The following is a 12,994-nucleotide window of genomic DNA, read 5'->3' on the forward strand; positions in this document are numbered from 1 at the left end:
TAGGCAGTTTTTGCAAAGGATTGTCAATTTTCTTTGAGAAACGATTTTCAATATTCCAAGAAATTCATGCGAATGATGGGTGCGCCTGCAGGGGCAACTTTTCCTTGATTGGTATTTGAAATTGAAAATGCTCTATCGATGAATTTTTAATGGATCATTTTGATATTGAATGTTCATTTGTTTACTACGAAACTGTTAATTTGAATATCCCTGGAATCAGTGATATTCAACTCAAACAACGCGGCGCCGGGAAATCGATCACGCTGCGGATGATCTCGCGCATCTCCGTGATCAGCGGCCGGGCGTCGTCGCGGCGCCATTGCACGGTGTAGGTCAGCGGGGCCAGGGCGCTGTGCCTGCCCGCTTCGGTGCCGCCCTCCAGCACGCGCAGGCGGCCGCGTTCCTGCAGGGCCAGGGCCCATTGCTCGGGCATGTAGGTGAAGCCCAGGCCGTCCACCACCATGCCCACCACGGCGCCCCAGCTGTTGCAGGCAAGGCGCCGCTCCACGGCCAGGCCGTGGCGGCCCAGCCATTCGTCCAGCGTGCGCGTGGCGCCCGAGCCGGTGGGCAAGGCGATCAGCAGTTGCTCGCGCACCAGGCGCCGGGGCTGGTGGGTGCCTGCGCGGGCGATGAAGTCGTCGCTGGCGGCCCAGACGAAGCGCACCTGGGCGACCTGCTCGAAGGCCAGGCTGCTGCGCGACGATGGCCCGGCGATGACCACGCAGTCCAGCTCGCCATCGACGATGCGCTGCTCCAGCACCTGGCCGATGTCGGTGTGGGGCTCCAGCTGCAGGTCCGGGTGCAGCGCGGCCACCCGCTGCACCAGCCGGGGCAGCCAGGTCAGGCCGCTGAGCTCGCCAAAGCCGATGCGGCAGCGGCCCTGCAGGCCCACGCTGCGGCCCGCCGCCTCGCGCAGCTGGGCGGCGCCATGCAGCAGCTCGCGGATGCGCGGCAGCAGCTGCTCGCCCTGGGGCGTGAGTTCGGCGGCGCGGCCGCTGCGGTCGAACAGCTGCACGCCCAGCGAGGCCTCCAGCTCCGCAATGCGCTTGGACAGCGATGAGACCGACAGGTGCACGCGGTCGGCGGCCACGGTGAAGTTCAGGCAGGTGGCGGCCCAGTAGAAGGCTTCGAGCTGTTTGAGGGTCATGGCGACATTCTTCCAAAATCGAAATATCGATTCCTATTTATTTCGCTTTTCTTTGTGAGTAGGCCCTTCTACATTGGCCGGCAATGCCTGCCAACACCGTGCCCTCCGCCCCCGCTTGCGCAGCCGCTGCGCCAGCCCCTGCCAGGCCGCCGCGCCGCCTGCGCCAGGTGCTGTCGCTCGATGATTTCGAGCGGCTGGCGCGGCGGCACCTGCCGCGCCCCATCCATGCCTACATCAGCGGGGCGGTGGAGGACAACGCCTCGCTGGCGGACAACCGCCGCGCCTTCGCCGACCTGGCCTTCGTGCCGCGCGCGCTGGTGGGCGTGGCGCAGCGCGATCCCTCCTTCGAGCTGTTCGGGCGCCGCTACGGCGCGCCGTTCGGCGTGGCACCCATGGGCATTGCCGCGCTGTCGGCCTACCGGGGCGACCTGGTGCTGGCCCGGGCCGCGCAGCAGGCGGGCGTGCCGGCCATCATGAGCGGCTCCTCGCTGATCCGGCTGGAAGACGTGATGGCGGCCGCGCCCCACACCTGGTTCCAGGCCTATCTGCCGGGCGACCAGGGCCAGATCGATGCGCTGCTGGACCGCGTGGCCGCCGCCGGCGTGCAGACCCTGGTGATCACGGTGGACACGCCCGTGGCCGCCAACCGCGAGAACAATGTGCGCGCGGGCTTTTCCACGCCGCTGCGGCCCGGTCCCAGCCTGGCCTGGCAGGGCATCAGCCACCCGCGCTGGCTGTTCGGCAGCTTTCTCAAGACCCTGTGGCGCCACGGCATGCCGCATTTCGAGAACAACTATGCGCACCGGGGCGCGCCCATCCTGTCGGCCAGCGTGCTGCGTGATTTCTCGGACCGCTCGCACCTGGCCTGGCCGCATCTGGCCGCCATCCGCCAGCGCTGGCAGGGGCAACTCGTGGTCAAGGGCATTCTTTCGGCCGCAGACGCCGTGCTGGCACGCGATCACGGCGCCGACGGCCTCATCGTCTCCAACCATGGCGGGCGCCAGCTCGATGGCGCCGTGGCACCGCTGCGCGTGCTGCCCGGCATCGTGCGCGCCGTGCCAGGCCTGCCCGTGATGCTGGACAGCGGCGTGCGCCGGGGCACCGACGTGCTCAAGGCCCTGGCCCTGGGCGCACGCTGCGTCTTCGTGGGCCGGCCCTTCAACTATGCGGCCTCGGTGGCCGGGCCGGCGGGCGTGGACCACGCCATGGCCCTGCTGCGCGCGGAGGTGCTGCGCGACATGGCCATGCTGGGCGTCACGCGCCTGGACCAGGTCACGCCGGCCTGCGTGCGCCACGCGCAGGCCTGGGATGCGTTCTGAGCGGCAAGACAACGGTATCGACACAAACACAGACACAGACACAGACACAGACGGAGACAGAGCAGTGAGCAAGATTCCCGGATTCCATATCCACGCCCGGCCCGAGGCTTGCATCGACGATGCGCTGCTGCAGCGCTACCGGAGCTTTCCGGTCGCCAATGTCAGCGACGCCATGAGCCGCACCACGGGCACCTCGGCCCTGCGGCCCTTCCACCGCCGCCAGGGTCCGCTGGTGGGCCGCGCGCTGACCGTGCGCACGCGGCCCGGCGACAACCTCATGGTCCACCATGCCATCGATATCTGCGGCCCCGGCGACGTGATCGTGGTGGACGCGGGCGGCGCCGGGCCCAACGCCATCATCGGGGAGATCATGCTGGCGCTGATGATGGCGCGCGGCGCGGCCGGCATCGTCATCGACGGGCTGATCCGCGACAGCGACACCATCGGCGAGCACAGCCTGCCGGTCTATGCGCGCGGCGTATCCCATCGCGGCCCCTACAAGGACGGCCCCGGCGAGCTGCATGTGCCCGTCAGCATCGACGGCATGGTGGTCCACCCGGGCGACCTGGTGCTGGGCGACGGCGACGGCCTGCTGGCCGTGCCCGCCGTTGAGGCCGCCGACATCGCCGACCGCGTGGAAGCGATCCAGCGCAGCGAGGCCGAGGTGCTGGCCCAGATCGCCGCTGGCAGCGCCGACCGTTCCTGGGTGCTGCGCACGCTGCGCGACAAGGGGGTGCTGTGATGAGCCGCCGCGTGGTCCGCTTCGACTACTGGCTGGATGCGGCCTTTGACCGCATCGTCTCGGCCGCACCTGGCGTGCAACTGCTCACCTGCCGGCGCGAGGGCGATGACGCCGCCGCCTGGCAGGCCCTGGCCGGCGCACAGGTCTACCAGATCACGGCCGCCAAGGACGAGCTGCCGCGCCACTGGTTCGCCACGGCGGACCTGCTGGCGCGCTGCCCGGATCTGCTGGCCGTGTCCTCCAGCGGCTCGGGCTGCGACACCATCGACATCGGGGCCTGCACGCGGGCCGGGGTGGCCGTGATGAACCAGTCGGGCGGCAATGCGGATTCGGTGGCCGAGATGGCCATCGGGCTGATGCTGTCCGTGTTGCGCCGCATCAACGAATCCGACCGCCTGCTGCGCGCGCCCGCCCGGGGCTTCAGCCGGGAAGACGTGATGGGCCATGAGCTGCGCGGCCGCACGCTGGGCCTGGTGGGCGTGGGCGAGGCCGGCAGCCGCGTCGCGGCCCTGGGCCGGGCCTTCGGCATGCAGGTGATCGGCTGCGACCCGGCCTACGACGCGGCCGGCCTGGCCGCGCGCGGTGCCGAGGCCGTCTCCTTCGACGAACTGCTGCGCCGTTCGGACATCGTCTCGCTGCACTGCCCGCGCGATGCCTCCACGCTGGGGATGATGGATGCGGCCGCCTTCGCGGCCATGAAGCTCGGCGCGGTCTTCGTGAGCACGGCGCGCGGCGGCATCCATGACGAGGCCGCCTTGCACCAGGCCCTGGCCGGCGGCCACCTGGCGGGCGCGGGCCTCGATGTGTGGGACCAGGAGCCGCCGCCCGCATCCCATCCGCTGCTGTCGCTGCCCCAGGTGGTGGCGACCTTCCACACCGCTGGCGTCACGCACGAGGCCCGGCGCAACAACGCCGAGCTGGCCGCCACCCAGATCGTGCAACTGCTGGCCAGCGGCCAGCGGCCCGCGCGCCTGGTCAATCCCGAGGTCTGGCCGCATGCGCGCGAGCGCATCGCCCGGGCCCTGTTCCCGTCCCGTTGATCCCTGTCCAGCAACCACAAGCAAAGCCCGCAGGCCTCTGCAAAGGGCTACCGAGGAGACAAAGATGACACAGCAAACAAGGCGCGCATGGTGCGCAGGCCTGGCCGCCGCCTGCATGGCGCTGCCGGCCATGGCCCAGAACCCGACCGAGGCCCCCTATCCCTCGCGCAACATCGAGATGATCGTGGCCTACGGGCCCGGCGGCGGCACCGACCTGGTGGCGCGGCTGCTGGCCCGCCATCTGGAAAAGAAGCTGGGCGGCAGCGTGGTCGTGCTCAACCGCCCCGGCGCGGGCGGCGGCATCGGCTTTGGCGAACTGGCGCGGGCCAGGCCGGATGGCTACACCATCGGCTTCATCAACACGCCCAACGTGCTGACCATCCCCATCGAGCGCAAGAGCAGCTTCCACTGGAGCCAGTACGACCTGCTGGGCAACCTGGTGGACGACCCGGGCGGCTTTGCCATCCACAACAGCAATGCCATCACCACGCTGGCCGGCCTGGCCGCCTACGCCCGGGCCAACCCCGGCGCCGTGACCGTGGGCACCACGGGCACGGGCTCGGACGACCACCTGGCCATGCTGCTGTTCGCCAAGGCCACGGGCACGCAGCTCACCCATGTGCCCTACAAGGGCGCGGGCGAGGTGCGCGCCGCCGCCACGGGCCAGCAGATCACCATCGGCGCCATCAACGTGGGCGAGGTGCTGGCCTACCAGAAGGGCGGCACGCCCATCCGCCTGCTGGGCCAGATGTCGGCGGCGCGCAGCTCGCTGGCGCCCCAGGTGCCTACGTTCAAGGAGCAAGGCATCGATATCGAGCTGGCCTCCCTGCGCGGCCTGGCCGCGCCCAAGGGGTTGCCCGAAGGCGTGCGCAAAAAACTGGTCGATGCCGTGGCCGCCATCGCGGCCGACCCGCAGTTCAGGCAGCAGGCCGAGGCCATGTACGCGCCGCTGCGCTACCTGGCGCCACCCGCCTACGCGGCCGAGCTGGAGCGCACCGAGGCCGGGTTTCGCAAGCTCTGGACCGAAATGCCCTGGCAGGACGGCAAGCCCTGAAGGCCCTGGCCATGCAAACCTTTGAATGGACAAGGACGACTGCCATGACCCCTCTGTCGCGCCGCAGCCTGGCTGCGCTCACCCTGTGCACGCTGGCCCTTCCCGCGCTGGCTCAGGGCCCCATCACCCTCATCGTGGGCTGGCCTGCGGGCGGCCCCTCCGACAACGTGGCGCGGCTGGCTGCCACGCGCATGAGCGAGGCCCTGGGCCAGCCCATCACCATCGACAACCGGGCCGGCGCGGGCGGGAACCTGGGCAGCGACGCGGCGGCCCGCGCAAGGCCCGATGGCAACACCATCATGCTGGCCACCGTGGCCTCGCACGGCCTGAACTCGGCGCTCTACGCCAAGCTGAACCACGACCCGCTCAAGGACTTCGCGCCCATCGGCATGATCACCACCTCGCCCAGCGTGCTGCTGGTGCCGGTGGACTCGCCGCTGCGCTCGGTGCAGGACCTGCTGGCGGCGGCGCGCGCCAGGCCCGGCCAGCTCAACTACGGCTCGGGCGGCGTGGGCTCCAGCCAGCACCTGGCGGGCGCCAGCTTCAAGCAGCTCACGGGCGTGGATGTCACCCACATCCCCTACAAGGGAACGGCCCCGGCCATGACCGACCTGATGGCGGGCCGCGTGGACTTCGTGCTGACCACGGGCGCCATCCCCTTCATCCGCTCGGGCAAGCTGCGCGCCCTGGCCGTGGCCTCGCGCCAGCGCCTGCCGGCCCTGCCGGACGTGCCCACGTTCGAGGAAGCCGGCGTCAAGGGCTTCTACACCGACTCCTGGTATGGCCTGGTCGCCCCGGCCGGCACGCCGCGCGCGGCGCTGGAGCGCCTGAACGGCGCACTGGCCACGGCGCTGCGCAATCCGGAGGTGCAAAAGCAGTTCGTCGAGCAGGGCTCGCTGCCCGTAAAGCCCATGGGCGTGGACGCGTTCTGGCGCTTCGTGCGCGAGCAGATGCCGGTGGCGGCCGAGCAGGTGCGGGTATCGGGGGCGCGGGCGGAGTAGGGCCGGCGCAGGCAAGCTTGGAGGGCGACGCCGCCGCCCAGGCCAGGCCTCAACCCCGCCTGCGCGCCGCCAGCCCCTGCACCACGGCCGCCAGCCGGTCGATTTCCTCGGTGGTGTTGTAGAAGGCCAGCGAGGGCCGCACCGTGGTCTCCACGCCAAAGCGCCGCAGGATGGGCTGGGCGCAGTGGTGTCCGGTGCGCACGGCAATGCCTTCGGCGTTGAGCGCCTCGCCCACCTCGGCCGTGGTCCAGCCCTTGAGCACGAAGGACAGCACGCTGGCCTTGTCGGCCGCCGTGCCGATCAGGCGCAGGCCAGGGATGGGCGCCAGCGCCTGCGTGCCGTACTGCAGCAGATCATGCTCGTAGCGCGCGATGCGCTCCATGCCCATGGCCTGCACGTAGTCGATGGCGGCGCCCAGGCCCACGGCGTCGGCAATGTTGCCGGTGCCGGCCTCGAAGGTGTTGGGCAGGGGCTGGTAGACGGTTTTCTCGAAGGTCACGTCGGCAATCATGTTGCCGCCGCCCTGCCAGGGCGGCATGTCCTCCAGCACCTCGCGCCGTCCCCAGACCACGCCGATGCCCGTGGGCCCGAAGACCTTGTGGCCCGAGAACACGAAGAAATCCGCACCGATGGCCTGCACGTCCACGGCCATGTGCGAGACCGACTGCGCGCCATCGACCAGGGCCCTGGCGCCCGCCTGGTGGGCCAGCGCGACGATCTGCTGCACGGGCACGACCGTGCCCAGCGCGTTGGAGACCTGGGTGACGGAGACGATCTTCGTGCGCGGGTTCAGCAGCTTGCGGTACTCATCGATGAGCACCTGGCCCGAGTCGTCCACCGGGATCACGCGGATCTTCGCGCCCTTGGCGGCCGCCAGCTGCTGCCAGGGCACGATGTTGGCGTGGTGCTCCAGGTGGGAGACGATGATTTCGTCGCCCTCGCCCACATGCTGCCAGCCCCAGCTCTTGGCCACGAGGTTGATGGCCTCGGTGGTGCCGCGCACGAAGATGACCTCGTTCACGTCGGGCGCGTTGATGAAGCGGCGCACGCGCTCGCGCGCGCCCTCGTAGGCGTCGGTGGCGCGCGCGGCCAGTTCATGGGCCGCGCGGTGGATGTTGGAGTTCTCGTGCTCGTAGAAATGGCGGATGCGCTCGATCACCGCGCGCGGCTTGTGCGTGGTGGCGGCGTTGTCCAGCCAGGCCAGCGGACGGCCGTTGACGCGTTCGGACAGGATGGGAAAGTCCCGGCGCACGGCATGCACGTCGAAGGGCGCCTGCACGTTGGCCGTGCCATGCCTTGCCCCGTGCGAAGCCTGTTGGCGCTGCAGCGGATGGGCCGGCGTGGTGTAGCCGGCGGGCAGCACCACGGGATCGACAAAGTAAAAGCGCGGCTCGGCCGAAGGCACGGTGGACGCAATGCCGGGTCCATCGGTGGGCACGCCGATGCGCGGCACGGAGGGCGCCGCGAACGGGAGCGCGGCCAGCGCATCCAGCGGATCGCCCTGGCGCTGGGGCACGCCCAGCACCTGCGATCCCAGGCGCGGCTCGTAGGCGGGCAGGGCGCTCAAGACATGGTCGGGCACGCCGTTGCCGGCCTGGGCATGGGGCAGCAGCGCGGGCGTGCGGTGGGCCAGCGAGGCCAGCGGCGCGGGCGAGGCCGGCAGCAGGTTGCTGCCGGGCGCCAGGCCCTGCGGTATGGGCGTGCCCGGCACGCCAGGGCCCAGGCCCGCGGGGCTGGCCAGCGGCGAGCCCGGGGGCGCCACGTTCACGGGGGCCTGCACGCCAGCGGGCAGGCCAGCCAGACCAGGCAGGGCAGGAGCCGATCCCGGTGCGGCGGAGAACAGGGCGTTGGCCATGCGCGCCAGCGCCTCGGGGTCGAAGGGCGCCTGGGGCGCCACGGAGGTGATTGCAGACACAGTCAACGCCCGGCCTCTTTACTTGTAGGTGTCGGGATAGTCGTGGTACTTGCCGATCTCGACATCGTCGAGCACGGCCAGCGCGTCGGGCGTGAGCACGGCCAGCGAGCAGTACAGCGAGATCAGGTAGGACGCGATGGCATGGTTGTTGATGCCCATGAAGCGCACCGACAGGCCCGGGCTCTGCTCGCCCGGCAGGCCGGGCTGGTACAGGCCGACCACGCCCTGGCGCTTGTCGCCCACGCGCAGCAGCAGGATCTTGCTCTTGCCATCGGCCACGGGCACCTTGTCCGAGGGGATCAGCGGAATGCCGCGCCAGGTGATGAACTGCGAGCCGAACAGGCTGACCGTGGGCGGTGGCGTGCCCCGGCGCGTGGCCTCGCGGCCGAAGGCGGCAATGGCCAGCGGGTGGGTCAGGAAGAAGGCGGGCTCCTTCCAGACCTTGGTCAGCAGCTCGTCCAGGTCGTCGGGCGTGGGCGCGCCGGTCAGCGGGAAGATGCGCTGCTCGTCCGTGACCTGGGCCAGCAGGCCGTAGTCGGGGTTGTTGATCAGCTCGCTTTCCTGGTTCTCCTTGATGGTCTCGATGGTCAGGCGCAGCTGTTCCTTGATCTGGTCATGCGGGCTGCTGTAGAGGTCGGAGATGCGCGTGTGCACATCCAGGATGGTGGAGACCGCGTTGAGGAAGTACTCGCGCGGCTGCTCCTCGTAGTCCACATAGGTGCGCGGCAGCTGGTTCTCTTCCTGCTTGGCCGTGCAGGTGACCTTGATGGCCTCCGGGTTCTTGACGCGGTTGAGGCGGTAGATGCCGGCCTCCACCGGCGACCATTGCAGCAGGTGCGTCAGCCAGCGCGGGCTGATGGTCGAAAGCTGGGGAACGGTCTTGGTTGCATTGGCCAATTGCCGCGCGGCGTTGTCGCCGAGCGCGGTCGTGCCACCCACTGTTGCCGACATGTGCAGACTCCGTATTCAGTTCAGAAAAAGGGAAGGGAAGAAACAGGGCCAGTGTCCCGGCCCCCGCACATGTCTTCAACATGCTATAGCCGCCAAGCGCAGACCGCGCACCAGCTGGTCGTGGGCCACGGCCTCGCCGCGCATGACCAGGGCCGAGGGCTGCACGCCCAGCGAGGAGGCCAGCTTCTCCACGGTCAGCAGCGAGGCGATGACGCGGCCGCGCTCTATCTCGCCCACGTAGGATCGGTTCAGGTCGGAATACTCGGCCAGCCGCTCCTGCGACCAGCCCTGGGCCTCGCGTGCCTGGCGCACGGCGATGCCGAAGCTCGTGACCAGGGGGGTGCTCATGCGGCGACCTCCCGGGGCTGATGCCCGTGCTCGCGCGCATGGGCCTGGGTGACATGGGCGCCGGGCGGCACGTCCTGCGTGACCCAGACATTGCCGCCGATGACGGCGCCGCGTCCCAGCGTCACGCGCCCCAGGATGGTGGCGCCCGCGTAGATGACCACGTCGTCCTCCACGATGGGATGGCGGGCCAGGCCCTTGCGCAGGTGGCCATGCTCGTCGGCGGGAAAGCGTTTGGCGCCCAGTGTCACGGCCTGGTACAGGCGCACGCGTTCGCCGATCACCGCGGTCTCGCCGATCACCACGCCCGTGCCGTGGTCCATGAAAAAGCCCCGGCCGATCTTCGCGCCCGGATGGATGTCGATGCCGGTCTGCGCATGGGCCAGCTCGGCCACGATGCGTGCCAGCAGCGGCTGCTCCAGCAGGTACAGCTGGTGGGCCAGGCGGTGGTGGATCATGGCCAGCACGCCCGGATAGCACAGCAGCACCTCGTCCACGCTGCGCGCGGCGGGGTCGCCCTGGAAGGCTGCGAGCACGTCGCTGTCCAGCAGGCGGCGGATTTGCGGCAAGGCCTCGGCGAAGGCGCGCGCGATGTCCAGCGCCATGGCGTCGGCGCCCAGCGAATGGGGCGCCGCCAGGCGCAGCTCCAGCCGGATCTGGCCCAGCAGCGCATGCAGGGCCGAGTCCAGCTGGTGGGCCACGAAGATGTCCTCGCTTTCCTGGCGCAGGTCGTGCGGGCCCAGGCGCATGGGAAACAAGGCACCCTTGAGCTGGTCGATGATGGTGGAAAGCGCCTCGCGCGAGGGAAATTCGCGCGCCCCGGGCTCCTGCGAACGGCCGTGGGCCTCGCGCCATTCGCGGCGCGCGGCATGCAGGCTCTGGGTCAGGTCGGCAATGTCGAAGCTGGCCATGTGCGTGCTCCCTCAGTCCTGTACCCACGGCAGGCCGTGCAGGCGCCAGCCGTCGGTGCTGCCACGCTGCTGTCGCGCGTCGATTTCGCCCTCGAAGCCTTCGAGCACGTTGAAGACATGGGCGAAGCCGGCCTGCGCCGCCGCCTCGGCCGCCAGCACCGAGCGCTTGCCGCTGCGGCACAGCAGCAGGGCCACGGCCTGCTTGCCGCCCTGCGGGGCCAGGCGTGCCTCCAGTTCGCGGGTGAAGCGGGGGTTGCGCGTCAACGCCGTGCCCGTGGCCCAGGGCACGTGCAGGCTGCCTGGCACCTGGCCGACGAACTTCCGTTCCTCGGCCGTGCGCACATCGACCAGCACGGCCTGGCCGGCCTGCACCAATGCCCAGGCCACGGGCGGGCGCACGCCGCCGGCGTGGCCCAGCCCCTGGTCGCGGGCGTGTTCCTGCGCCTGCTGCAGGGCCTCGGGCAAGGCGGATTCCAATGTGTGGGCTGTCATGACTTCGTCGTCCTCGCGGGCGGGTTGGTGGCTATAGGCACCAATCTAAGAAAACCGGGGTGGAAGACGAACGAATAAGAGGGAAGCTTTATAGAAGCAAAACGTCTAAGTGAGGATAGGCGATGGGCCGCGCCTAGGGGGCGCCGCGTTCGGCCAGCTTGGAAAGTCGCCAGCGCACCAGGTCGTCCGCACCCGGGCCGGCCTGCACGCGCAGTTCGGCCAGGGGCACGGGCTCGCCGGACTCCTGCTCCACCAGGGCCAGCTGCACGGACTTGCCCGAGTGGGCGCGCACGAACTCGAGCGGGACGCCCGCCTGCTCCTGCTGGCGCCATCTGTCGCCCACCTGGGCCAGCGCCTGCATGACCAGCGCCAGGTCGCGCCCCTTGGCCGTGAGCAGGTATTCGTAGCGGTCGGGACCGCTTTGGTAGAGGCGGCGCTCGACCAGGCCGTTGTGCTCCAGCTGGCGCAGGCGGTCGGCCAGCGTGGCATTGGTGATGCCCGTGGATTTCTTCAGGTCGTCATAGCGGCTCAGGCCCAGCATCAGGTCGCGCAGCACCAGCATGGCCCAGCGGTCGCCGATGGCCTCCAGCGTGGTGGCGATCGAGCAGGTCATGCCCTCGAAGCTCTTGGATCGCATGGGATTCCTCTTTTCCGTTCACGGTTGTCGCAGGCCTGGAGTGTCTCAGCAAAACAGGTCCGGTGCGGGTTGGCTTGATCCGCGGCTTGTAACTCTAATGATTAGAGTTTATATTTGGAGTCACTTTTCAACCACCGCTTCCTGCAGCAAGGATTCCCTTCATGAGTACACACAAGGACAAGGGCATCGCCCTGATCACGGGCGCCTCCTCGGGCATTGGCGCCGTCTACGCCGAACGGCTGGCCGCGCGCGGCCATGATCTGATCCTGGTAGCGCGCCGCGAAGACCGGCTGCAGGCGCTGGCACAGCGGCTGCGCGCGGACCATGGACGCGAGGTCCAGGTGGTGGCGGCCGATCTGGCGGAAACGGCCGGCCTGCAGCGCGTCGAGGCGCTGCTGTCCGGCGCCAGCCAGGTGGACATGGTCGTGAACTGCGCGGGCCTGGGCGCCCTGGGGCCGGCCGCCCAGGTGGATGCCGGCGAAGTCGATCGCCTGGTCATGGTCAACATCCATGCCCTGACACGGCTTTCCCTGGCGGCGGCACGCCTGTTCGCGGCGCGCGGGCGGGGCACGCTGGTCAACATCGGCTCCATCCTGGCGGTGATGCCCGTGCCGGGCGCGGCCAGCTACAGCGCCTCCAAGGCCTATGTGCTGGGCTTCACGCGCTCGCTGCAGGCCGAACTGGCGCCCAGGGGCGTGACGGTCCAGGCGGTGATGCCCAGCCTGGTGCGCTCCGAGTTCTTCGGCGGCAAGCCTGCGCCGTTTCCCGAGCACCTGTTCATGTCGCCCGAGACCCTGGTGGACACGGCCCTGACTGCGCTGGACCAGGGCGAGGCCATCTGCTTTCCCACGCTGCAGGACATGGTCGCCTGGCAGGACTTCGACGCGTCGCGCGCCCGCCTGGTCACGGCGCTCACGCAGGGCGGCACGCCCGCGGCGCGCTACCGCGCGGCCGAGGCCGCCGTGTCCTGAGACCTGCGCAACCGCTGTTCAACCGATTTTTGCCCCCGGAGAAAACCATGCCCCTTTGGAAGATCTACCACCCCGAAAACGCCTTCAGCGATGAAGACAAGCAGGCTATCGCCCAGCGCATCACGGCCGTCTACGGCGACCTGCCGCGCTTTTACGTGGGCGTGGTGTTCGAGGCCGTCGCCAGGACCTCGTTCTTCATCGGAGGCGAGCAGGCCGATGACTTTGTGCGCATCAGCGTGGACCATATCGCCCGGCAGATACGCGACGAGGAAACCAAGACGCGCTTTCTCGAAGGAGTGCGGCGGCAGCTGTCCCCCTTCATCGCCGACCGGGGCCTGCGCTGGGAGATGCATGTGGACGAGACGCCCTTCAGCCTGTGGAGCATCCAGGGCCTGCGCCCGCCCGTGCCGGGCACGCCCGAGGGGGAGAAATGGCGCCTGGACAATCGGCCCTCTCCCCTCTGAGAGCC

Annotated in this window: 14 protein-coding genes; 7 read left to right on the plus strand and 7 right to left on the minus strand. The window is 69.6% G+C overall.

The features are described 5' to 3' along the window. Positions 1-226: 226 nt before the first annotated feature. The gene (locus L1Z78_RS04150) at positions 227-1,147 is read right to left on the minus strand and encodes a LysR family transcriptional regulator (protein ID WP_234640293.1); all 921 of its coding nucleotides are present in this window, start codon (positions 1,145-1,147) and stop codon (positions 227-229) included. Positions 1,148-1,230: 83 nt separating this feature from the next. On the opposite strand from L1Z78_RS04150, the gene L1Z78_RS04155 reads away from it, so the two are divergent. The 5 genes from L1Z78_RS04155 to L1Z78_RS04175 all read left to right on the plus strand — a co-directional run bounded on the left by L1Z78_RS04155 (position 1,231) and on the right by L1Z78_RS04175 (position 6,303). After that, positions 1,231-2,466, plus strand: a complete 1,236-nt coding sequence (locus L1Z78_RS04155; protein WP_234640294.1) for an alpha-hydroxy acid oxidase — start codon at positions 1,231-1,233, stop codon at positions 2,464-2,466. A gap of 64 nt (positions 2,467-2,530) precedes the next feature. Beyond that, positions 2,531-3,208 carry an RraA family protein gene (locus tag L1Z78_RS04160; RefSeq protein WP_234640295.1) on the plus strand — a complete coding sequence of 226 codons (678 nt, stop codon included), beginning with the start codon at positions 2,531-2,533 and terminating at the stop codon, positions 3,206-3,208. Beyond that, on the plus strand, positions 3,208-4,248 hold the full coding sequence (locus L1Z78_RS04165; protein ID WP_234640296.1) for a hydroxyacid dehydrogenase: 1,041 nt from the start codon (positions 3,208-3,210) through the stop codon (positions 4,246-4,248). The genes L1Z78_RS04160 and L1Z78_RS04165 overlap by 1 nt, the downstream gene beginning before the upstream one ends. A gap of 64 nt (positions 4,249-4,312) precedes the next feature. Beyond that, positions 4,313-5,302, plus strand: a complete 990-nt coding sequence (locus L1Z78_RS04170) for a tripartite tricarboxylate transporter substrate binding protein (RefSeq protein WP_234640297.1) — start codon at positions 4,313-4,315, stop codon at positions 5,300-5,302. Between the two features lie 44 nt (positions 5,303-5,346). Further along, positions 5,347-6,303 carry a Bug family tripartite tricarboxylate transporter substrate binding protein gene (locus tag L1Z78_RS04175; protein WP_234640298.1) on the plus strand — a complete coding sequence of 319 codons (957 nt, stop codon included), beginning with the start codon at positions 5,347-5,349 and terminating at the stop codon, positions 6,301-6,303. 49 nt (positions 6,304-6,352) lie between these two features. Here L1Z78_RS04175 and L1Z78_RS04180 read toward each other — a convergent pair whose 3' ends face one another. The 6 genes from L1Z78_RS04180 to L1Z78_RS04205 form a co-directional block, all read right to left on the minus strand. After that, positions 6,353-8,224 (minus strand): family 2A encapsulin nanocompartment cargo protein cysteine desulfurase, encoded by a 1,872-nt coding sequence (locus tag L1Z78_RS04180; RefSeq protein WP_234640299.1) that lies wholly within the window; start codon positions 8,222-8,224, stop codon positions 6,353-6,355. Positions 8,225-8,236: 12 nt separating this feature from the next. Next, positions 8,237-9,169 carry a family 2A encapsulin nanocompartment shell protein gene (locus L1Z78_RS04185; protein WP_234640300.1) on the minus strand — a complete coding sequence of 311 codons (933 nt, stop codon included), beginning with the start codon at positions 9,167-9,169 and terminating at the stop codon, positions 8,237-8,239. Positions 9,170-9,244: 75 nt separating this feature from the next. Continuing rightward, entirely contained in the window at positions 9,245-9,517 is a 273-nt protein-coding gene (locus L1Z78_RS04190) for a helix-turn-helix domain-containing protein (protein ID WP_234640301.1), read from the minus strand. Further along, positions 9,514-10,425 (minus strand): serine O-acetyltransferase EpsC, encoded by a 912-nt coding sequence (gene epsC / locus L1Z78_RS04195; RefSeq protein ID WP_234640302.1) that lies wholly within the window; start codon positions 10,423-10,425, stop codon positions 9,514-9,516. The genes L1Z78_RS04190 and epsC overlap by 4 nt, the downstream gene beginning before the upstream one ends. Before the next feature lie 12 nt (positions 10,426-10,437). After that, entirely contained in the window at positions 10,438-10,917 is a 480-nt protein-coding gene (locus L1Z78_RS04200; RefSeq protein WP_234640303.1) for a rhodanese-like domain-containing protein, read from the minus strand. 133 nt (positions 10,918-11,050) lie between these two features. Continuing rightward, positions 11,051-11,554 carry a winged helix-turn-helix transcriptional regulator gene (locus L1Z78_RS04205; protein WP_234640304.1) on the minus strand — a complete coding sequence of 168 codons (504 nt, stop codon included), beginning with the start codon at positions 11,552-11,554 and terminating at the stop codon, positions 11,051-11,053. 161 nt (positions 11,555-11,715) lie between these two features. On the opposite strand from L1Z78_RS04205, the gene L1Z78_RS04210 reads away from it, so the two are divergent. Both L1Z78_RS04210 and L1Z78_RS04215 read left to right on the plus strand, forming a co-directional pair. Beyond that, the gene (locus L1Z78_RS04210; protein WP_234640305.1) at positions 11,716-12,525 is read left to right on the plus strand and encodes an SDR family NAD(P)-dependent oxidoreductase; all 810 of its coding nucleotides are present in this window, start codon (positions 11,716-11,718) and stop codon (positions 12,523-12,525) included. A gap of 47 nt (positions 12,526-12,572) precedes the next feature. Then, the gene (locus L1Z78_RS04215; protein WP_234640306.1) at positions 12,573-12,989 is read left to right on the plus strand and encodes a tautomerase family protein; all 417 of its coding nucleotides are present in this window, start codon (positions 12,573-12,575) and stop codon (positions 12,987-12,989) included. The last annotated feature ends 5 nt before the right edge of the window (positions 12,990-12,994 follow it).

It is taken from the genome of Delftia tsuruhatensis (assembly GCF_903815225.1).
In the GTDB taxonomy this organism is placed as follows: domain Bacteria; phylum Pseudomonadota; class Gammaproteobacteria; order Burkholderiales; family Burkholderiaceae_C; genus Comamonas; species Comamonas tsuruhatensis_A.

What these genes read in the sequence shown, in the direction of transcription:
- L1Z78_RS04200 (WP_234640303.1), bottom strand. Translation starts at nt 10,917, where the DNA reads ATGACAGCCCACACATTGGAATCCGCCTTGCCCGAGGCCCTGCAGCAG.
- L1Z78_RS04155 (WP_234640294.1), top strand. Translation starts at nt 1,231, where the DNA reads ATGCCTGCCAACACCGTGCCCTCCGCCCCCGCTTGCGCAGCCGCTGCG.
- L1Z78_RS04210 (WP_234640305.1), top strand. Translation starts at nt 11,716, where the DNA reads ATGAGTACACACAAGGACAAGGGCATCGCCCTGATCACGGGCGCCTCC.
- L1Z78_RS04185 (WP_234640300.1), bottom strand. Translation starts at nt 9,169, where the DNA reads ATGTCGGCAACAGTGGGTGGCACGACCGCGCTCGGCGACAACGCCGCG.
- L1Z78_RS04170 (WP_234640297.1), top strand. Translation starts at nt 4,313, where the DNA reads ATGACACAGCAAACAAGGCGCGCATGGTGCGCAGGCCTGGCCGCCGCC.
- L1Z78_RS04215 (WP_234640306.1), top strand. Translation starts at nt 12,573, where the DNA reads ATGCCCCTTTGGAAGATCTACCACCCCGAAAACGCCTTCAGCGATGAA.
- L1Z78_RS04190 (WP_234640301.1), bottom strand. Translation starts at nt 9,517, where the DNA reads ATGAGCACCCCCCTGGTCACGAGCTTCGGCATCGCCGTGCGCCAGGCA.
- L1Z78_RS04205 (WP_234640304.1), bottom strand. Translation starts at nt 11,554, where the DNA reads ATGCGATCCAAGAGCTTCGAGGGCATGACCTGCTCGATCGCCACCACG.
- L1Z78_RS04165 (WP_234640296.1), top strand. Translation starts at nt 3,208, where the DNA reads ATGAGCCGCCGCGTGGTCCGCTTCGACTACTGGCTGGATGCGGCCTTT.
- epsC (WP_234640302.1), bottom strand. Translation starts at nt 10,425, where the DNA reads ATGGCCAGCTTCGACATTGCCGACCTGACCCAGAGCCTGCATGCCGCG.
- L1Z78_RS04175 (WP_234640298.1), top strand. Translation starts at nt 5,347, where the DNA reads ATGACCCCTCTGTCGCGCCGCAGCCTGGCTGCGCTCACCCTGTGCACG.
- L1Z78_RS04150 (WP_234640293.1), bottom strand. Translation starts at nt 1,147, where the DNA reads ATGACCCTCAAACAGCTCGAAGCCTTCTACTGGGCCGCCACCTGCCTG.